Origin of the sequence: Microbulbifer epialgicus (genome assembly GCF_041447265.1) — a bacterium.
GTDB lineage: Bacteria > Pseudomonadota > Gammaproteobacteria > Pseudomonadales > Cellvibrionaceae > Microbulbifer > Microbulbifer epialgicus.
The window spans coordinates 135,281-154,974 of record NZ_JBGMEK010000004.1; the positions used below are offsets into that span (position 1 = coordinate 135,281).

At 54.0% G+C, this 19,694-nt stretch carries 16 protein-coding genes and 1 pseudogene; 8 read left to right on the forward strand and 9 right to left on the reverse strand.

Features of this window, described 5'->3' with window-relative positions:
- Nucleotides 1-48: 48 nt before the first annotated feature.
- The 9 genes and pseudogenes from bamA to rpsB all read right to left on the reverse strand — a co-directional run.
- Nucleotides 49-1,314: pseudogene (gene bamA / locus ACCI49_RS03645) on the reverse strand (outer membrane protein assembly factor BamA); the annotation flags it as partial.
- A gap of 116 nt (nucleotides 1,315-1,430) precedes the next feature.
- Nucleotides 1,431-2,786: an RIP metalloprotease RseP gene (gene rseP / locus ACCI49_RS03650; protein ID WP_371837618.1), complete on the reverse strand. Its 1,356-nt coding sequence runs from the start codon at nucleotides 2,784-2,786 to the stop codon at nucleotides 1,431-1,433.
- Between the two features lie 58 nt (nucleotides 2,787-2,844).
- Nucleotides 2,845-4,029 carry a 1-deoxy-D-xylulose-5-phosphate reductoisomerase gene (gene ispC / locus ACCI49_RS03655; RefSeq protein WP_371837619.1) on the reverse strand — a complete coding sequence of 395 codons (1,185 nt, stop codon included), beginning with the start codon at nucleotides 4,027-4,029 and terminating at the stop codon, nucleotides 2,845-2,847.
- Nucleotides 4,030-4,135: 106 nt separating this feature from the next.
- Complete coding sequence (locus tag ACCI49_RS03660; protein WP_371837620.1) at nucleotides 4,136-4,981, reverse strand: phosphatidate cytidylyltransferase; 846 nt, start codon at nucleotides 4,979-4,981, stop codon at nucleotides 4,136-4,138.
- 128 nt (nucleotides 4,982-5,109) lie between these two features.
- The gene (uppS, locus tag ACCI49_RS03665; RefSeq protein ID WP_371837621.1) at nucleotides 5,110-5,859 is read right to left on the reverse strand and encodes a polyprenyl diphosphate synthase; all 750 of its coding nucleotides are present in this window, start codon (nucleotides 5,857-5,859) and stop codon (nucleotides 5,110-5,112) included.
- Nucleotides 5,859-6,416: a ribosome recycling factor gene (frr, locus tag ACCI49_RS03670; RefSeq protein WP_371837622.1), complete on the reverse strand. Its 558-nt coding sequence runs from the start codon at nucleotides 6,414-6,416 to the stop codon at nucleotides 5,859-5,861. The genes uppS and frr overlap by 1 nt, the downstream gene beginning before the upstream one ends.
- The gene (gene pyrH, locus ACCI49_RS03675; RefSeq protein WP_371837623.1) at nucleotides 6,413-7,150 is read right to left on the reverse strand and encodes a UMP kinase; all 738 of its coding nucleotides are present in this window, start codon (nucleotides 7,148-7,150) and stop codon (nucleotides 6,413-6,415) included. The genes frr and pyrH overlap by 4 nt, the downstream gene beginning before the upstream one ends.
- A 175-nt stretch (nucleotides 7,151-7,325) precedes the next feature.
- The gene (tsf, locus tag ACCI49_RS03680; RefSeq protein WP_371837624.1) at nucleotides 7,326-8,189 is read right to left on the reverse strand and encodes a translation elongation factor Ts; all 864 of its coding nucleotides are present in this window, start codon (nucleotides 8,187-8,189) and stop codon (nucleotides 7,326-7,328) included.
- Nucleotides 8,190-8,302: 113 nt separating this feature from the next.
- Nucleotides 8,303-9,049 (reverse strand): 30S ribosomal protein S2, encoded by a 747-nt coding sequence (gene rpsB, locus ACCI49_RS03685; RefSeq protein ID WP_371837625.1) that lies wholly within the window; start codon nucleotides 9,047-9,049, stop codon nucleotides 8,303-8,305.
- Between the two features lie 306 nt (nucleotides 9,050-9,355).
- On the opposite strand from rpsB, the gene map reads away from it, so the two are divergent.
- From map to ACCI49_RS03725, 8 genes are all read left to right on the forward strand, one after another.
- Complete coding sequence (map, locus tag ACCI49_RS03690; RefSeq protein ID WP_371837626.1) at nucleotides 9,356-10,126, forward strand: type I methionyl aminopeptidase; 771 nt, start codon at nucleotides 9,356-9,358, stop codon at nucleotides 10,124-10,126.
- An 83-nt stretch (nucleotides 10,127-10,209) separates the two neighbouring features.
- Complete coding sequence (locus ACCI49_RS03695; protein ID WP_371837627.1) at nucleotides 10,210-12,921, forward strand: [protein-PII] uridylyltransferase; 2,712 nt, start codon at nucleotides 10,210-10,212, stop codon at nucleotides 12,919-12,921.
- Between the two features lie 29 nt (nucleotides 12,922-12,950).
- Entirely contained in the window at nucleotides 12,951-14,123 is a 1,173-nt protein-coding gene (gene dapC / locus ACCI49_RS03700) for a succinyldiaminopimelate transaminase (protein WP_371837628.1), read from the forward strand.
- Nucleotides 14,124-14,176: 53 nt separating this feature from the next.
- Nucleotides 14,177-14,845 carry an endonuclease III gene (gene nth, locus ACCI49_RS03705; RefSeq protein ID WP_371837629.1) on the forward strand — a complete coding sequence of 223 codons (669 nt, stop codon included), beginning with the start codon at nucleotides 14,177-14,179 and terminating at the stop codon, nucleotides 14,843-14,845.
- 2 nt (nucleotides 14,846-14,847) lie between these two features.
- Nucleotides 14,848-15,192, forward strand: a complete 345-nt coding sequence (locus ACCI49_RS03710; RefSeq protein WP_371837630.1) for an ArsC family reductase — start codon at nucleotides 14,848-14,850, stop codon at nucleotides 15,190-15,192.
- Nucleotides 15,193-15,210: 18 nt separating this feature from the next.
- Nucleotides 15,211-16,242 carry a 2,3,4,5-tetrahydropyridine-2,6-dicarboxylate N-succinyltransferase gene (gene dapD, locus ACCI49_RS03715; protein ID WP_371837631.1) on the forward strand — a complete coding sequence of 344 codons (1,032 nt, stop codon included), beginning with the start codon at nucleotides 15,211-15,213 and terminating at the stop codon, nucleotides 16,240-16,242.
- A 90-nt stretch (nucleotides 16,243-16,332) separates the two neighbouring features.
- Nucleotides 16,333-17,487 (forward strand): succinyl-diaminopimelate desuccinylase, encoded by a 1,155-nt coding sequence (gene dapE, locus ACCI49_RS03720; protein ID WP_371837632.1) that lies wholly within the window; start codon nucleotides 16,333-16,335, stop codon nucleotides 17,485-17,487.
- A 117-nt stretch (nucleotides 17,488-17,604) separates the two neighbouring features.
- Complete coding sequence (locus tag ACCI49_RS03725) at nucleotides 17,605-19,659, forward strand: S9 family peptidase (RefSeq protein WP_371837633.1); 2,055 nt, start codon at nucleotides 17,605-17,607, stop codon at nucleotides 19,657-19,659.
- The last annotated feature ends 35 nt before the right edge of the window (nucleotides 19,660-19,694 follow it).

Genomic DNA, 19,694 nt, shown 5'->3' on the forward strand with positions numbered 1-19,694 from the left:
AGGTCTTTTTATTCGCAATCCAGAAGTTACAGCACCTTATTGGTGCCCCGTTCCCCCAGAGTCGGAGGGTTTGTACTCGACATCAATCCGATCTGAGGCAGGCACCTTGATGGTTTTAACTTCCACCACCTTGAGGTACCCAAGGCGCTCGAGACGTACTTTGGATTGTTCAATACGAGCGGCAGAAGCCGAGGCCGATTCCATCTGGCGCAACTCACGTCGCAAAACTTCGTCTGCGGTACGAGTATTTCCGCGGAAACTGATACGGCGCACATACACGCGCTTTCCCGGGTTAATAAAGAAAGTAATTTTTACTGTATTCTCTTCTTTATTGGCTTCTGGAATGCCGCTCACTTCGGCAAAAGTGTAACCCTCATTACCCAGCCGCTTGGTAATATAGTCGGAAGTTGTTGTCATCCTCACCTGAGAGAATGTCTGCCCCTCACGCATTAGCAACAAGCGTTTGATTTCCTCTTCAGGCACTACCGGGTCACCAGCAAGGCCAACCTCACTAATGGTGTAAACACCCCCCTCATTCACATTTACAGTGATGAAAACGCTTTGCTTGTTCGGGCTCAGAGATACCTGGGTGGAGGCAATTTGAAAGTCAAGAAACCCGCGATCGAGGTAATAGGACTCCAGACGCTCCAGGTCACCAGTGAGCTTCTCACGGGAATACTTGTCGTCCCTACGCAGCCAGGAAAGCCAGCCGGTAGTTTGCAGTTCAAAAATCTCCTCAAGTTCTTCATCGGAAAAAGCCCGGTTTCCAACAATGTTGATGTGCTTAATCGCTGCAACAGACCCTTCATCAACATCAACCCGCAGCTCAACCTGATTGCGCGGCAACTCCTTGACCTCTGTCTTAACATTGGCACCGTAGCGGCCCTGCGCCACATACTGGCGCTCAAGTTCCTGAGCCAGTCCTTCAAGAGTCGCACGCTTGAAGATTTGCCCTTCGGCGAGACCGTTTTCCTCCATACCTTTCAAGAGATCCTCGGTGGCAATCGCCTTGTTTCCGGTTATCTCAATCTTGGATATGGCTGGTCGCTCCCGTACGGTAACAACCAGAACGCCATTTTCCCGGCCGATCTGGATGTCCTCAAAATAACCGGTATGGAACAGCGCACGGGTTGCACTCTGAATTTCCACAGTTTCGACTTCATCGCCGACCCGAAGCGGAAGCGCTGAGAAAACTGTGCCTGCAGAGACGCGTTGCAATCCTTCCACACGGATATCGTTGACCACGAACGACTGTGCTAAAGCACTCAGTGGTAGCACTAGGCCAAGGAGGGCCACTTTCAGGAAATCTTGCATCTACTATTTCCAGGTCTCTTTACCCGTAATCTAGGAATTACAGCACCTTATTGAGTGCCACTTACCCCAGCACAACTTCCCGTTCACACTCCGTAGAACTGGAATTCTTAATCAAATTACAAGCGCAAAATATCGTTATATAAGGCCAGCCCCATAATACAGAGCACCAGAGCCATACCTACCTGCAACCCGATCACCTGAACCCTCTCTGACACAGGGGATCCTTTGATCGCTTCAATACCGTAGTAGAGAAGATGGCCGCCATCGAGTACCGGAATGGGTAGCAGATTGAGTACACCGAGACTGATACTGAGCAGCGCAAGAAGTGACAGGAAAGACTGCCATCCCGCCTCTGCGGAAGTACCCGCCACTTTAGCAATGGTGATTGGTCCACTCAAGTTTTTGGTTGAAAGTTGACCAAATATCAATTTCTTCAAGCTATTCAGGGTGAACAGGGTCTTATCCCAGGTCTCCTGTAACCCTTTGGAAAGTGCACCCACAACCCCGTAGTGGAAAACCCGCACCCGATCATCTGGCCAGGACTCTGAGACAGGCCGCACACCAATCTGTCCAACTCGCTCACCGCTATCAAGCGTCACTTCGGCTGGAGTGACCGGAATTGTCAAATGCTGCCCCTGACGCTCTACCTCCACTTCTAAAGGCACACCAGCGCGGGCACGAACATACTCGCTCCATTCCTTCCATCCGGAAAAAACCCGCCCATCTGTTCCAGTGATAGTGTCACCCGCGCGCAGACCCGCAGCGCCTGCCGCACTGCCCTCTGCCACATGATAGAGTTTCATGCTTGCAGGTGGCGTCCAGAGTTCCAACCCAATCTCACCCAGGGGGTCGGGTACTTCCTGACCCGACAGCCAGCGGTTGATATCCGCAGCCATATGGTATTCAAGATTGGAATTCGGGTAGCGCACAGAAAACTCAATAGTGCCACTTTCGCCAAGCCGGTTAGCCAGGCGCCAGTTCAGGGCCTGCCAAGTCGGGGTAGATTCCCCATCTACAGCGATAATTTCCTGGCCGGACTCAAGCCCAGCCGCTTCGGCGATGCTACCCGGTTTCACGGCATCTACGATGGGCACCGGCCCCGCTGTGCCCCCCATGAATACCACCCAGAACAGCACAATCGCCAGCAGGAAGTTGGCTACCGGGCCGGCCGCAGCAATCGCAATGCGTGCCCAAACACTTTTACGGTTGAACGCCTGACCCAGCTCGCTATCAGCGACCTCCCCTTCGCGCTCATCGAGCATTTTGACGTAACCGCCAAGAGGGATGGCCGAAATGGTAAATTCGGTGCCGTGGCGATCATAACGGGATATAAGCCGGCGCCCAAAACCCACAGAAAAACGCAGCACCTTGACTCCACAGAGACGTGCTACGAGGAAGTGTCCAAACTCGTGGAAGGATACCAGTACTCCGAGGGCTACCAAGGCCCAGATTACCGTCTGAATCAGGTCCATACTCAGTTACAGTCTCTTTTCATGCGCAAACCTCGGCATTATACGCCGAGCTGAATGACTAAAGGGCCCCAACAGCCTGCTGGGCCAGCTCTCGCGCATTGAGATCAATGGCTTCGACTGCCTCCAGCCCTGTCAGTTCAACGGTTGGGGCACTATTCATTACTTTTTCTATCGCAGCTGCAATACTAGTAAACGCAAGCCGCCCCTGTAAAAACGCCTCGACGGCGATTTCATTTGCCGCATTCAATACAGTTGGCGCACTGCCCCCCACATCAATTGCTTCGCGAGCCAAGCGCAGGCAAGGGAAGCGCTGGTGGTCAGGGGCCTCAAAATCGAGCCTACCCTGGGCGATCAAATCCAAAGCGGGCACGCCGGCATCAATGCGTGAAGGAAACGCCAGTGCATGTGCAATTGGAGTGCGCATGTCGGGGTTGCCCATCTGCGCCAGTAAGGAGCCATCCCGGTACTGAACCATAGAGTGAATAATACTTTGCGGGTGCACCACCACCTCAATTTGCTCGGGGCGCGCGTTGAACAGGTAGCAGGCCTCGATAAACTCGAGCCCCTTGTTCATCATGGTGGCTGAGTCCACAGAGATCTTTCTCCCCATGGACCAGTTGGGGTGCGCACAAGCCTCATCGGGAGTCACCTTGTGCAGATCCCCGGTTTCGCGCGTGCGAAAAGGGCCTCCAGAGCCAGTGAGCAAGATCCTCTCCACACCCACCTCTTCCAAGCCCCCGCAAGGATAAGGCAGGCATTGGAAGATGGCATTGTGCTCACTGTCGATAGGCAATAGTTGCGCTCCGCTAACACGGAGAGCCCGAAGAAATAGCGGGCCAGCCATCACCAATGCCTCCTTGTTGGCGAGCAGTATCTTCTTACCCGCCTCCACTGCTGCTAGTGTTGGCCGCAAACCGGCCGCTCCGACAATGGCCGCCATCACAGCACCCACCTCGTCGGTTGAGGCCACATGACAAAGCCCCTCGACGCCCTGCAAGATTTCAGTGGACACTTCTCCCGCTAGCAACTCGCGCAGCTCCTTCGCCCCCGCCTCACTGGCGACGACAGCATAGCGGGGATTGAACCTGCGGCACTGCTGGGCCAACTCAGCAACACGCTCATTGGCGGTCAGCGCGAAAACAGTGTACTTCTGGGGATGGCGAGCAAGCACATCGAGTGTGCTGACACCAATTGAGCCGGTGGAGCCGAGAACTGTTACAGCTTGCGGAGAATTACCTTGCATAGGTGCTCGTTATACCAGGGGAAACCTATAGTGCCACCACCTCACTGCCGCTCTATAACGGCTGGAGTAACGAGGTAGCACCGGAATATTTATCAAATAGGGCAAGTTACAGGTACTTGGGCAGCTCACTGGCGAGCGCAGCCATGGTGAACACCGGCAGAGCCGCTGACAGACTATCGAGCCTATCCATAACCCCTCCGTGGCCCGGCAGAATATGACTACTATCCTTCACTCCCCTGTGTCGCTTGAACATGCTCTCCAGCAGATCACCGATAACTGAGGCAAGGGCAGTAACCAGGACACCAAAAGTAAAGAGTATGGTATTTTTAAGAGGCAACTCAAACAGGAAAGAAGTTGCCAGTGCGAGGATAAAGCAGGCTCCCAAGCCTCCAAAAAAGCCCTCCCATGACTTCCCAGGGCTCACCTCACGGGCAAGTTTACGCTTGCCATATTTACGCCCAACGAAATAAGCACCCACATCCGCGGCCACCACAATGGCTACCACATAAAGCACCAACCATGCGCCGTGATCGAGCCCGCGCAAAATTACCAAGGACAGCCAGCTGGGTACTAATACGAGCAAACCTACTACACCCCGCACCCAGCGATTTCCCCAAAGCATGGCACTGGCAGGATAGCTCTGCACCCAGAGGAAGGCGAGCGCCCACCAACCACAGGCAACCGCTAGTATTTGTCGTGCACGATCTATATCTGGCGAACCGAAATCCATGGAAAATACATACTGGGCTGTCGCCACAAGGGTGCCACCCAGTAATGCGAGAAAAACAAAACGCAGGGCGCGATTGAGATTAGAGAGATTCGCCCACTCCCAACCGCCCAGCAGTACCACAGCGACAAAAGCCAGTGTGTACCACTGAATCGGGAGGAAAAATAGCACACCAGCAAACAGTACCAGCAATACCAGCGCAGTAATTATTCTTTGTTTTAGCACCGAAAACCCCTTTCATCTGGACCCGCACCCCAGCCCGCCCTCACTGAGTAGACTGAAACACCCTGGTGTAGTATTCCCAAAAACTTTGCGCAGGCAAAAAAATGGCCGCGCATTTGGCCCGATATCATTCAGGCCTGCGCAGCCGCGTCACCCCCAGCAGCTCGGCCGCCAAAGCGGCGATCCCGCTGCTGAAATGCTGCAATAGCTACATCAAGTGCAGCCTCATCAAAATCAGGCCACAGTGTATCTGTAAAAAAGAGCTCACTGTAGGCGGCCTGCCATAGAATAAAATTACTAATACGTTGCTCACCGCTGGATCTTATCAGCAGATCTACCGGCGGCAAATCAGCGAGCTGAATATGGCTATCGAGTGATTCTTCATCGATAGAGTCAATTGAGCGTTCGCCATTGACTACCTGCTCGGCAAGCTGGCGCGCCGCCTGAGTGATATCCCAGCGCCCACCGTAATCCGCAGCAATAACTAAGTCGCCCTGCTGACCCAACCGGGTAATCTCTTCTGCTTCTGCGATTGCACGTTGCAATCGGGGTGAAAAACGATCACGACGCCCAATTACTCGTAGGCGCACGCCTTCGTCGCACATACGACGAGCCTCTTTGCGCAGGTAGGAGTGGAACAAACTCATTAAAAGCTCCACTTCTTTGGGCGGCCGCTGCCAGTTCTCACTGGAGAAGGCAAACAGTGTCAGGACTTCAACCCCACGACTTCTGCATGCAGAAAGGAGGTCGCGTATTCGCTCAACCCCGGCTTTATGGCCTGCAGAAGGGGAGAGCCCCTTGCGAGCGGCCCAGCGACCATTGCCATCCATAATTATGGCGATGTGCCTGGGACTACTCAGCTCGGTACCACCGGTGATCATTAAATTTCCATCAGATCTTTTTCTTTAGCTGCGAGCGATTTATCGACATCCGCAACAAACTGATCCGTAATCTTCTGGATCTCATCGCCAGCGCGGCGTTCATCATCCTCGGAGATTTCTTTGTCCTTTACCAGAGACTTCACTTCGGCCAAAGAGTCACGACGAATATTGCGGATAGATACACGCGCAGTCTCAGCCTCGCCGCGAGCCTGACGAATAAAGTTTTTTCGAGTCTCTTCGGTCAGCATCGGCATCGGAATGCGAATAACCGCACCCGCAGTGCTGGGGTTCAGACCCAGGTCGGACTTCATGATTGCCTTCTCGATATCCGGAACCAGATTCTTCTCCCAGGGAGTTACCGATAAAGTCCGCGCATCTTCTACAGTAACGTTGGCCACCTGTGACAAAGGGGTATCAGAGCCGTAATAGGAAACCTGGATACCGTCGAGAATACTCGGGTGCGCGCGACCGGTACGGATTTTATTAAAATTACCAGCCAGTGCGTCGAGCGCCTTGCCCATGCGGGTCTTAGCGTCTTTTTTGATATCTTCAATCACGATTTCACTTCCTCTTCGATTAGCGTGCCTTCCTCACCGCCCACGACAATATTGAGCAGCGCCCCGGTCTTATCCATGCGGAACACCCGCACGGGCATGTTGTGCTCCCGGCAGAGGCAGATTGCGGTTAAGTCCATTACACCCAGCTTCTTATCCAAAACCTCGTCGTAGGTGAGCTGGTCATAGCGGGTCGCACTCGGGTCCAATACTGGGTCAGCCGAGTAAACACCATCCACTTTTGTGGCCTTCAATACCAGCTCAGCTTCAATTTCAATCCCGCGCAAACAGGCCGCAGAGTCTGTAGTAAAAAACGGGTTGCCAGTTCCCGCAGCAAAAATCAGCACCTCACCCCGCTCCAGATAGCGAATTGCCGCACGGCGGTCATAGTGGTCTACGATACCGCTCATCTGGATTGAGGACATCACCCGCGAGGAGATATTGGACCTCTCCAGAGCGTCGCGCAGGGCCAGGGCATTCATTACCGTGGCCAGCATCCCCATATGATCACCGGTTACCCTATCGAGGCCCGCAGCGCTCAAGGCCGCACCGCGAAACAGGTTGCCTCCGCCCACAACCAAGCCCACCTGGACACCGATACCCACAAGCTGACCAATTTCCAGAGCCATCTTGTCCAGCACCTTGGGGCTGATACCAAAACCCTGATCCCCCATCAGCTCTTCACCGCTGAGCTTCAGCAGAATTCTTTTATATTTGCGGTCCTTAATACCGGGCATGCTTCGGTCCTCTCAAATGTACCTGTTTAGTGGCCAAGTATATTGCCGCCGAACATTACAACAATTTCAGTCATTTACACAGAGGGGTGCTCCACCGGGATCAACTGAGAACCCGGCAGAAGCACCCCACTGTGAACGAGCACTACGAGCACTAATAGGTACCCGTGATTTTCGATTAGGAAGAGGACTTAACCTGAGCGGCAACTTCCGCTGCGAAATCAACCTCTTCTTTCTCGATACCTTCGCCCACTTCAAAACGAATGAAAGAAGCTACGTCGGCACCGGCATCTTTAACCAGCTTGCCAATGCTCACGTCCGGGTTCTTAACAAACGGCTGCTCTACCAGGCTGTTCTCTTTCAGGAACTTCTTGATGCGACCACCCATCATTTTCTCGACGATTTCGGCCGGTTTGCCTTCCATATCAGGCTGAGCTTTGATGATGTCTTTTTCTTTTTCCAGGACATCAGCAGGCATATCTTCAGGCTTGTTTACCTGAGGATTTACCGCGGTAACATGCATAGCAACATCTTTCGCCAGCTCAACATCACCGCCGCTCAGGGCTACCATCGCGGCAATACGGTTGTTGGAGTGCACATAGGCACCCACAACTGGAGCCTCAACCAGTTCGATACGACGAACGCCGATATTCTCACCAATCTTCTGAACCAGGGCTTCACGAGCGGCTTCCAGCTCACCTTCCATCAGGGCAGCAACATCTTGCTGGCGCTCAGCAAATGCCTTATCCACAACCTTGGCAACAAATGCTTGGAAATTATCGTCACGGGCAACGAAGTCAGTCTCAGAATTCACTTCAACCAGTACTCCGAAGCTACCATCTTCAGCAACTTTAGCGGCAACAACACCGTCGGCAGCGGTACGGCCAGCTTTCTTGGCAGCCTTCAGGCCGGAGGCTTTGCGCAGATCTTCGATCGCTTTCTCAATATCGCCATCCGCTGCGGTGAGTGCTTTCTTACACTCCATCATTGGCAGGCCGGTGCGCTCGCGCAGTTCTTTTACCATAGACGCGGTAATCGCCATGATTCTTTCCTCGGGGTTCTATCACTAAAAATTAGAAAAAAGGGGCCGTAATTTGGGCCCCTTTTTGAGTTCGCAATGTAACGCTATTGGGTTACACCACTTCGCCCTGCAAATTACTCTGCAGCAGCTTCGTCATCGCTAGCTTCGACGTACTCGTCTTTATTCACTGCGCTGCCAGCTTCAGCTGCACCGGCGAGAACCGCATCGGCTACAACAGTAGTGTACAGTTTGATCGCGCGAATAGCGTCGTCGTTACCGGGGATCACATAGTCAACACCAATCGGGTCGCTGTTGGTATCAACAACACCAATTACCGGAATGCCGAGTTTGTTGGCTTCCTGGATAGCAATGCGCTCGTGCTCAACATCGATTACGAAGATCGCATCGGGCAGGCCGCCCATATCCTTGATACCACCGATGGAGCGCTCGAGCTTATCCATGGTGCGAGTACGCATCAGGGCTTCTTTCTTGGTCAGCTTCTCGAAAGTGCCGTCCTGGGACTGAACTTCCAGATCGCGGAAACGCTTGATGGAAGCGCGGATGGTTTTGTAGTTGGTGAGCATACCACCCAGCCAGCGGTTGCTGACATATGGCTGGCCACAGCGCTCAGCCTGCTCTTTGATAGATTTCTGTGCGGCGCGCTTGGTGCCAACGAACAGAATCTTTTTCTTTTGAGCGGCCATCCCCTTGATCACCTGCAGAGCTTCGTTGAAAGCCGGTACAGTGTGCTCCAGGTTGATGATATGAATTTTGTTGCGGGCACCAAAGATGTATTGACCCATCTTCGGGTTCCAGTAGCGAGTCTGGTGGCCAAAGTGAACACCAGCCTGCAGCATATCGCGCATGCTTACTTGCGGCATAATAAACCTCTAAATATACGGGTTAATCCTCCACACATCCCATGCGTCAACCCCTTCCGAGGCACCCAGACACATGTGTCGATGCGTGTGCGGCATTTTTACCCCGGGAGCATCCCGGAGCGGCGCGCTTTATACCACAATCCCGCACCCGAGTGAAGGACAGTCGAAAATTTGGCGCGTACAGGGGCCGTGTCCGAAGCGCGCAACACCCCGTGCCGGCGAACTATGCCCAGCCGCCGGCAATCCGCTACAATATCGCGCCGCGGTGGGCGCAGCCCGCCTTCAACTACTGACTTAAGGACACGCATGACTTCAGCCATTAAGACCCCGGAACAGATTGCCAAGATGCGTATCGCAGGCCGCCTCGCCGCAGAGGTCCTGGAGATGATTGGCGAGCATGTCGTTCCCGGTGTCACTACGGAAGAACTCGACCGGCGCTGCCACGAGCACATTGTTAACGTGCAAAAGGCCATTCCCGCATGCCTCGGCTACCGCGGTTTCCCAAAATCCATCTGCACATCTGTCAATGAAGTGGTCTGCCATGGCATACCCTCCGAGAGTAAAGTGCTGAAAAAAGGCGATATTATTAATATTGATGTCACCGTGATCAAGGACGGCTGGTTTGGAGATACCAGCAAGATGTTCTTTGTTGGCAAGCCTGCCGCACACGCCGAGCGACTGGTGCGGGTAACTCAGGAGTGCATGTACAAAGCTATTGAGATTGTGCGCCCCGGCACTACCCTCGGCGATATTGGCCACGTGATTCAGCAACATGCCGAGAAAAACTACTACACCGTAGTGCGCGACTTCTGTGGTCACGGTATCGGCGATGTATTCCATGAGGAGCCTCAAATTCTGCACTACGGCCAGCCTGGAACCGGCGAAGTGCTGCAGGAGGGCATGACCTTTACCATTGAGCCGATGATCAACGCCGGCAAAGCCGCCACTCGCGTTCTCGGCGACGGCTGGACTGCAATCACCAAAGATCGCCGACTATCGGCACAGTGGGAGCACACCATGGCCGTCACCAGCGATGGAGTTGAAGTACTGACCGCGCGTAGTGAGGAGCAGTTTTAACCCCTCGCCCCCCGCCCGACTCAAAGTAAAAATGCAGTGGCCTGCCGCCTGCGCGGCGGGTCACAGTCAAACGGACCCCACCCATGCAACTGGCCAACACCCCCTACTTTGAACGCCCTCTGTTTTTCTTTGACCAGAACCGGTTTCGCCAGGCCCTTGCGGACAATAAAAAACCTCCCCTGCAGATTTTCAAAGATGCCGTAGGCGCAGCCGAATACCAGATGGCCGAGCGGTTTCGCGAGGGGGAGGATGTGGGCACACTGGTGCACGAGCGGGCTCTGTTTGTGGATTGCCTACTGCATTATGCCTGGCACCAATATAAATGGCTGCCAGGTACGGGGCTGCTCGCAGTCGGCGGTTACGGCCGCAGCGAACTCCACCCTCACTCAGACATTGACTTGCTAATTCTCACAGATGAAAGTGCCAGCACGGAGACCATCGAAAACATTGAGCGGTTTGTCGCCTTTCTCTGGGACCTTGGCCTGGATATCGGTCACTCAGTGCGCAGTGTCGAAGACTGCCTAGAATTGGCCGCGCGGGATATTACCGTAGTCACCAACCTCACCGAATCCCGCACAGTAGTGGGGGATACCGCACCCGGAGAGCAATTGGTTGCCCGTATGGAGCGGGACAAGCTGTGGACGACAGAAGCGTTTTTTCACGCAAAAATTACTGAGCAGGAGGAACGCCACAACCGCCAACAGGCGGCGGAGTATATTCTCGAGCCCAATATCAAAAACTCCCCCGGCGGGTTGCGCGATATCCAAACTATCGCCTGGGTCGCCAAGTACTTTTTTAAAGTACGCACTCTAAAGCAGCTACAAGGCAAGGCTTTTTTCACCGAGGAGGAGTTTGCCATCCTCCAATCCGGTGAGAGCTTCCTGTGGCGGGTGCGCTACGGCTTGCACTTACTCGCCGGGCGTGCCGAGGAGCGCCTACTATTCGACTACCAGAGGGAGCTAGCCAAGCAGTTTGGCTACGAAGATAGCGACACCCACCTGGCCGTCGAGCAGTTCATGCATAACTACTACCGTACGGTTATGGCCCTGCGCGAGCTCAATGACGTACTGCTTCAATTCCTCGGCGAGGCAATTCTCCGGTCCAGCGGAAAAGGGTCCATCACCCCTATCAACAAACGCTTCCATCTGCGTGGCGGTGCGATTGAAGTTGTTCACTCCCAGGTTTTTACCAAGCACCCCTCTGCTCTGCTGGAAATCTTTGTATTGATGGCGAGGAATCCGAAAATCGCCCGAGTGCGTGCCTCCACCATTCGCCTGATACGCGAACAGCGCCACTTGATCGATGAGGACTTCCGCGCGAATTCTGCCAACAGCGAGCTGTTTATGCAGCTGCTACGCTCCCCGCGCGGGCTCTCCACCCAGTTATCGCGCATGACCCGCTACGGTATTCTCGGCCGCTACCTGCCGGAGTTCGGCCGGGTTACCGGCCAGATGCAGCACGACCTGTTCCACATCTACACCGTGGACGCCCACACCTTGCAGGTAGTGCGCAACATGCGCGGCTTTCGCAGCCCAGAGGCGCGGGAGAAGTTTCCCCTCGCCGCGGACGTCCTCGGGCGCATGCGCCAGCCAGAGCTGCTGTATATCGCCGGTCTCTACCACGATATCGCCAAGGGCCGCGGCGGCGACCACTCCAAATTGGGGGTGGTGGATGCGGCTGAGTTCTGCCAAAGACATCGACTGCCCGCCCGCGACCGACGACTGGTTTGCTGGCTGGTGGAAAAACACTTATTGATGAGCCAGGTATCCCAGAAGCAGGACATCAGCGACCCCGAAGTAGTGCACGCTTTCGCCCGCGAAGTCGGTGACCGCGAGCACCTTGACTACCTTTACGCCCTCACGGTGGCCGATATTAATGCCACCAATCCAGAGCTGTGGAACAGCTGGCGCGCCAGCCTGATGCGCCAACTCTACCAAGCCACCCAGCATGCCCTGCGCCGCGGCCTGGAGAACCCCATAGACAGGGAGGAAATTATCGAGGAAACCCGCAGTCTTGCCCTTGAAAAGCTACGGGCAATGGGGCTGCCCGAAGCCTCGGTCATTAATATCTGGGCGCAGATGGGCGAGGACTATTTTGTACGCGAGAGTGCCGACAACATTACCTGGCACACTGCCGCTATCCACGAGCTGCACAGCAATGCCCCCTTGGAGCAAAGCGACACCTTGGTGCTGACCCGCAACTCGGGCCCCGGTGAACACGACGGAGCCACCCAAGTATTCGTATATACCCCCGATCGAGCCAATGTTTTTGCCGCCGCCGTGACCGGACTCGATATGCTCAACCTGAGCGTGCATGACGCCCGCCTTTATAACTCCGCCTCAGGCTACACCCTGGACACCTTCTACGTGCTGGACGAGTCCGGCCAACCTCTACTTGACGAACCGCAGCGACTACAGCAAATTCGACTTACCTTGCAGGAGGAGCTGGCCCTGGTGGAGGACTACTCCAAAGTGATCCAACGGCGCACCCCTCGTCGCCTAAAGATGTTTGAACTGGAGAGCCAAGCGCACCTATCTGCCGAGCCCGGCGACCTGTATAGCACCCTGGAGATAACCAGTGCCGACAGGCCCGGCCTGCTGGCGCGCATCGCGCGTATTTTTATCGCCCACGACCTGCGCCTGCACAACGCTAAAATTTCCACGCTCGGTGAGCGAGTGGAAGACATTTTCCATATTACCGATGCCGAGGGGCGGCCTCTCTGTGACAGCGAGATCAATCGCTCACTCGAAGAAGCCATCTGCCGGGAACTGGACGACCACACCACGCCGCAATAATAACTATTGAGGGAGCGGATAAGACTGCTATGAACCCCAACCTGGACAAGTTGCAGCCCTACCCATTCGCTAAACTGCAAGCTCTGAAAGAGGGCCTGAAGGCAGCGGACAAACCGCATATTGCTCTCTCCATTGGCGAGCCGAAGCATGCTCCACCTAGTTTTGTCCGCAGTGAGCTGGTTCAACACCTGGACAAGCTTTCCTCCTACCCGCTCACAAAGGGACTGGTATCACTGCGTGTGGCAATCGCAGAATGGCTGCGCAAACGCTTCCACCTCAAGCAGCTATGTGCGGAAACTCAGGTGCTACCAGTAAACGGTACCCGCGAGGCACTATTCGCTTTTGCCCAAGCCATAGTGACACCGGGCAGTAAAGTGCTTATGCCTAACCCCTTTTACCAGATCTATGAAGGCGCAACACTGCTTGCCGGTGCTCAGCCATATTTTATCAATTGTGTGAAGGCCGACGGCTTCAAACCCGACTATACCTCCATCCACGAGTCAGTGTGGCAACAATGCGAACTGCTGTATATCTGCTCACCGGGAAACCCGACTGGCGCGCTGTTGGAAGTAACAGATTTACAGCAACTGATCCAGCTTGCTGATCGCTACGATTTCACTATCGCCTCAGATGAATGCTACTCAGAACTCTATTTCAATGCAGCATCACCACCCGCCGGATTACTACAGGCATGCAAAGATCTCGGCCGCAACGATTATCGCCGCTGTGTGGTATTTCACAGCCTTTCCAAACGCTCAAACCTGCCCGGCCTCCGCTCGGGATTTGTAGCCGGTGACGCGCAGCTACTGGATAAATTTCTGCTCTACCGCACTTACCACGGCTGCGCTATGCCTCTGCCAAACCAGCATGCGTCCATCGCAGCCTGGCAGGATGAAGAGCATGTAAGACAAAACCGTACACTCTATCGACAGAAATTTGATGCGGTACTTGATATTCTCGATGGTTGCCTCGAAGTGGGTTACCCCCAGGCAAGCTTTTACCTGTGGCCGCGCGTCGGTCATGGAGAGAGTTTTGCCCGCGAGCTATTTTGCCAGCAGAACATTACCGTTTTGCCAGGCGCCTTCCTCGCACGCGAAAATGAGCGCTTAAACCCGGGAAGTGAATACGTACGCATGGCCCTGGTAGCGACGCTTGAGGAATGCGTGGAAGCCGCTCGGCGCATCAAAACCTTTTGCAGCTAGTACAAACACTCAGACACAAAAAATACATCCCGGAGCCCCAGGCACAACAAAGAATGGCAGTAAAAAACTTACTAAAGCAGGAGCGAGTGGATTTTATTCTGCAGCGCCTGGATGAACTCTACCCGGAAACTCCGGTTCCCCTTGACCACAAAGACCCTTACACACTACTGGTGGCCGTATTGCTTTCGGCACAGTGCACCGATGAGCGCGTCAACCAGGTAACGCCCGCACTCTGGTTGCTGGCAGACAACCCGGTAGGCATGGCACAGGTACAGGTGGAAAAAATCCAGGAGGTCATCCGCCCCTGTGGCCTGTCCCCGCAGAAATCCAAGGCCATCAGTAAACTGTCACAAATTCTGGTCAATGAATACCACAGCGCCGTACCTGAAAATATGGCTGCGCTGGAAACCCTGCCCGGCGTCGGCCATAAAACCGCCAGTGTGGTAATGTCACAAGCATTTGGACATCCGGCATTTCCGGTGGATACCCATATTCACCGACTAGCCCAGCGCTGGGGACTCACTAGCGGAAAAAATGTTACCCAAACTGAAAAAGACCTGAAGCGGCTGTTTCCCAAGGAAAAGTGGAATAAATTACATTTGCAGATTATTTTCTACGGCCGGGAATACTGTTCCGCACGAGGCTGTGATGGCACCGTATGCGAAATCTGCACTACTTGTTATCCCAACCGCAAAAATCCCAAGAAAACCAAAAAGGCGTAACTGTGATTACTCTGTACGGAATTAAAAACTGCGACACCGTAAAGAAAGCCCGTAAATGGCTGGAAAAAAATGGGGTTGATTATCAATTTCACGATTTCCGAGAAGACGGAATGGACAATGTACCCCTTAAAGACTGGCTGGAAAATTTCGGCTGGCAGGAAGTGCTAAACCGCCGTTCCACCAGCTGGCGAGCACTTACCGACGACCAGAAAAGCGGCATGAATAATGACACCGCCCTAGCGCTAGCCAGCAAAACTCCAACCCTGATCAAACGCCCGGTAACCACCAGCAACAACAACACCCATTTCGGTTTTAAAGAGGCCGAGTTCGCCCAACTCGCTAGCTAATCCAATTAGGAGGAAAGTATGAGCGATATTTACAGTATTGGATTTGGCGTAGGTACCTGCAACAATAAGGGGGAATGGCTGGAAGTCTACTACCCCAGGCCGCTGTTTAAGCCCGATACGGGTGTAGCCGCTGCAATCAAGGAAACCCTGAACATCGGCGAGGGCAATTACAGCCTTTCTCTGGACCCAGCCCAACTGCATCCCCTGGAGAAGAAATTGCGTCAGCTGGGTGCCAACGAGCAAGCAGATATCCTACAACAATTTACTATCACCCAGCGACCTCTGGCGGCGGTAGTGCTCTCCACTGACCAGGCACCACAATCGCTTCCCGAAGCCTACTTGAAACTGCATCTACTCTCTCACCGCCTGGTAAAACCCCACGAAACTAATCTCGATGGCATCTTCGGTAAATTAGCCAATGTGGCCTGGACCAACCAGGGAGCCATCGATCTGGAGGAACTGCCGCAGCGACAATTGGAAGCGCGCTTAAAAGGAGAGCACCTGGAAGTTTCCTGCATCGACAAGTTCCCCAAGATGACCAACTACGTGGTACCTACGGGAGTGCGCATCGCCCACACCGCGCGCGTGCGTCTCGGCGCCTATCTCGGCGAAGGTACTACTATCATGCACGAGGGCTTCGTTAACTTTAATGCGGGCACCGAGGGCCCAGGTATGATCGAGGGCCGTATCTCGGCAGGCGTATTTGTCGGCGCTGGCTCCGATCTGGGTGGTAGCAGCTCCACCATGGGTACCCTTTCCGGCGGTGGAAACATAGTTATTTCCGTGGGCGACAACTGCCTGCTGGGAGCCAATGCCGGTATCGGTATTCCCCTGGGAGACCGTTGCACCGTGGAAGCGGGCCTCTATATCACTGCCGGGACCAAAGTGGCCCTGCTGGACGGCAGCGGCAATCTTGTCGAGCATATCAAAGCCCGCGATCTGGCCGGAAAATCTAACCTGCTGTTTCGTAGAAATTCCACCAATGGCGCCGTTGAATGCCTGACCAATAAGAGTGCTATTGAATTGAATGCAGCCCTGCACAGCAATTAAAACCTGACTCTGCGGGGCCCCGGCCCCGCCCACTCTTCGCCTGCATAAATTCCGATAACAGCGCACCTTATCGACTAAAAGGATTATTCTGTGACCCCCACATTGCAACTGGCCTTTGACCTCATCCGCCACCGCTCCGTAACCCCCGAAGATGCGGGCTGCATGGACCTGATGATTGAGCGACTGGAAAAAGTCGGTTTCAAGATGACAAAGCTGCGCCGTGGCGATACCGATAATTTTTGGGCGGTGCGCAATGGGCAAAGGGAAGGCCCTCTGCTCGCCTTCGCTGGCCACACCGATGTAGTGCCGAGTGGGCCGGAGGAAAACTGGAGCAGCCCACCCTTCGAACCACAAATTCGCGATGGATTTTTGTATGGTCGCGGCGCGGCCGATATGAAGGGCTCCCTCGCCGCAATGGTGGTGGCCTGCGAGGAGTTTATCCATCAGCATCCTGATCACAGTGGTCGTATCGCCTTTTTGATCACCAGCGACGAGGAAGGACCGGCGACCAACGGCACAGTCAAAGTCGTTGAATGGCTCGAGGAACAGGGAGAAAAAATTGACTGCTGTATTGTCGGTGAACCCTCCAGCAGTAAGCGCGTCGGCGACATTATCAAAAACGGAAGACGCGGCTCCCTGGGCCTTGAGTTAAAAGTCTTCGGTGTACAGGGGCATGTAGCCTATCCACACCTGGCGGAAAACCCAATTCACAACCTAGCCCCGGCACTGGCCGAACTAGCTGCAGAAGAGTGGGATAGTGGTAACCAATTTTTTCCTGCCACCAGCTTCCAGGTTTCCAATATCAATGGGGGAACCGGAGCAACCAATGTGATTCCCGGTGAAGTGGATCTGCTGTGTAATTGGCGCTTCTCTACGGAATCCACCGCCGAAGAACTGGAGGCCCGTGCCCGCGCAATCCTGGATAAACACAAACTAAAATATGAGGCGAATTTCAATTTGTCCGGGCTCCCCTTCCTCACAACCGAGGGCCCATTAGTGCACGCTGTAGGGCGGGCAATCCAAAAAATCACCGGGAAAGAAACGGAATTGTCGACAGCAGGGGGCACTTCCGACGGCCGCTTTATCGCCCCGACAGGAGCGCAGGTGGTGGAGCTGGGACCGGTCAATGCCACTATTCACAAAGTTGATGAGAGGGTCGAAGCCGACCATTTGGATATACTTAAGGATATCTACCGGGAAGTACTTAGGGAACTGCTAAGCTGTATTTACAGTCCGGTACGATAATAATTTATTAATTACACGGACTGTCCCGCTAAATACACGGATCGGCTTATCGGCCTCCTACCCGATTGCCTCTGCGGTATGCTCTTCCCGATAACAAAAAGGAGGAGCCCGCAGATAATGAACAGACTATTGAAAATAGCCGCGGCGATATTGATCGCCAGCCCTGCGCTCGCTGAAGAGCAATCCACCAACTTTAGCTATGAGGATGTATTTAATCTCGAGTATGCCAGCGACCCCCAGTTCAGTAACGACGGAAAGAGTATTTACTACGTCCGCAACTCCATGAACAAAATGGCGGATAACAAACGGGCAAACCTGTGGCGAATCAGCGCCGATGGCAAGGACCACCGCCCACTGACCTCAGGGGATTACTCTGATTATTCACCGCGCCTATCCCCGGACGGTAAAACAATCGCCTTTATCAGTTCTCGTAGCGGCAGCCCGCAGATCCATCTATTGTGGCTCGACAACGGCCAAAATCTGCAGATCTCCCACCTGCCCAAATCCCCTTCAAATATCCAGTGGTCGCGAGACGGCAAACAAATTGCGTTCACCATGTTTGTGCCAGAGAGTAAACCGCTACCGGTTGAACTACCCGGTGCTCCCGAAGGTGCCGAGTGGGCAAAACAACCCCAGTTTATCGACAATAGCATTTATCGTGCGGACGGCATGGGTTATCTCAAGCAGGGGCACACCCAGGTATTTGTGATCCCCCGTGAGGGCGGTACGCCGCGCCAGCTCACCAGCGGTGAGTTCGATCACGGCAGCAGTCTCGCCTGGAGTAAAAACAACGACGCCGTTTACTTTTCCGCAAACCGCCACCCCGATCATGAGATCGAGTTGATGAACTCTGAAATCTATAGAGTGGATCTCAAGGATGGCAACATTGAGCAAATCACCGAAAGGTTCGGACCCGATCATCATCCACAGATGTCACCCGATGGCAAAAAGCTGGCCTACCTGGGGTTTGAGGATCAACGGCTCGGCTACCAGCAGCACAACCTGCGTATCATTGACCTCGACAGCGGCGAGTCCCGCAAAGTGCAAACCGCCAAAGACCGCAGTATTTCCAACTTCTACTGGCTCGGCGATAGCAAGCGCATCGCCTATAGCTACGACGACCAAGGCTCCACAAAAATTGCCATTAAAAAAATTGGTGGCAGTGACACTGTAGTAGTCAGTGATGCCGGAGGTCTATCGCTGGGGCGACCCTACTCTGGCACTAACTTTGCCGCATCCAAGCGCGGAGCTATTGCTTACACGCAAACCAATCCGCAACATCCGGCAGAGCTGGCTTTGGCCCACAATGGCAAAGTAAAAGCGCTGACCAGCCTCAATAACGATGTGATGCCGCTGCGCAATATGGCCCGCGTGGAGGAGATCAATTACAAGTCCAGTTTTGATGGCCGCGATATACAGGGCTGGGTCGCCTACCCGCCTAACTTCGACCCGAAGAAAAAATATCCCTTGCTGTTGGAAATTCACGGCGGGCCCTTCTCTAACTATGGCCCCCGGTTTGCCGCCGAGGTGCAACTTTTTGCCGCCGCCGGCTATGTAGTTCTCTACACAAACCCACGGGGCTCCACTAGCTACGGGCATGAATTTGCCAACCTGATTCATCACAATTACCCGAGCCAGGATTATGACGATTTAATGGCCGGCGTCGATGCAGTAATCGACCAGGGTTATATTGATGAGGGGCAATTATTCGTTACCGGCGGCAGCGGCGGCGGCACCCTGACGGCCTGGATTATCGGCAAAACTGACCGATTCCGCGCAGCAGTAGTTGCCAAACCGGTAATCAACTGGGAGAGCTTCGTTTTAACTGCAGATTACTCCAGGTTCTTTACCAAATACTGGTTCTCAGGCATGCCTTGGGAAAAACCGGAGGAATATCGCCGCCGCTCACCGCTGACTTATGTGGGCAATGTCACTACGCCAACTATGCTGCTTACCGGAGAGGAGGACTACCGCACACCGATGTCCGAAACAGAGCAGTTTTACCAGGCACTGAAGTTGAACGATGTGGAAGCTGCAATGGTACGAATTCCAGGCGCCTCTCACAGTATTGCCGCAAGACCCAGCCAGATGATTGCGAAAGTGGCTTCTATTTTGTACTGGTTTGATCAGCATAAGTCTGAGCGGGAGAGTGAGGACTTAGTAAGTAACTAAATTGTACTTCCTGTATTTTTAGCTACGGGCGGGAT

Bases quoted from the DNA above. Each gene is read 5' to 3' on its own strand.
- uppS (WP_371837621.1), bottom strand. From the start codon at position 5,859: ATGATCACCGGTGGTACCGAGCTGAGTAGTCCCAGGCACATCGCCATA.
- rseP (WP_371837618.1), bottom strand. From the start codon at position 2,786: ATGGACCTGATTCAGACGGTAATCTGGGCCTTGGTAGCCCTCGGAGTA.
- ispC (WP_371837619.1), bottom strand. From the start codon at position 4,029: ATGCAAGGTAATTCTCCGCAAGCTGTAACAGTTCTCGGCTCCACCGGC.
- rpsB (WP_371837625.1), bottom strand. From the start codon at position 9,049: ATGCCGCAAGTAAGCATGCGCGATATGCTGCAGGCTGGTGTTCACTTT.
- nth (WP_371837629.1), top strand. From the start codon at position 14,177: ATGGCAGTAAAAAACTTACTAAAGCAGGAGCGAGTGGATTTTATTCTG.
- ACCI49_RS03695 (WP_371837627.1), top strand. From the start codon at position 10,210: ATGCAACTGGCCAACACCCCCTACTTTGAACGCCCTCTGTTTTTCTTT.
- map (WP_371837626.1), top strand. From the start codon at position 9,356: ATGACTTCAGCCATTAAGACCCCGGAACAGATTGCCAAGATGCGTATC.
- pyrH (WP_371837623.1), bottom strand. From the start codon at position 7,150: ATGCCCGGTATTAAGGACCGCAAATATAAAAGAATTCTGCTGAAGCTC.
- ACCI49_RS03725 (WP_371837633.1), top strand. From the start codon at position 17,605: ATGAACAGACTATTGAAAATAGCCGCGGCGATATTGATCGCCAGCCCT.
- tsf (WP_371837624.1), bottom strand. From the start codon at position 8,189: ATGGCGATTACCGCGTCTATGGTAAAAGAACTGCGCGAGCGCACCGGC.
- dapD (WP_371837631.1), top strand. From the start codon at position 15,211: ATGAGCGATATTTACAGTATTGGATTTGGCGTAGGTACCTGCAACAAT.
- dapC (WP_371837628.1), top strand. From the start codon at position 12,951: ATGAACCCCAACCTGGACAAGTTGCAGCCCTACCCATTCGCTAAACTG.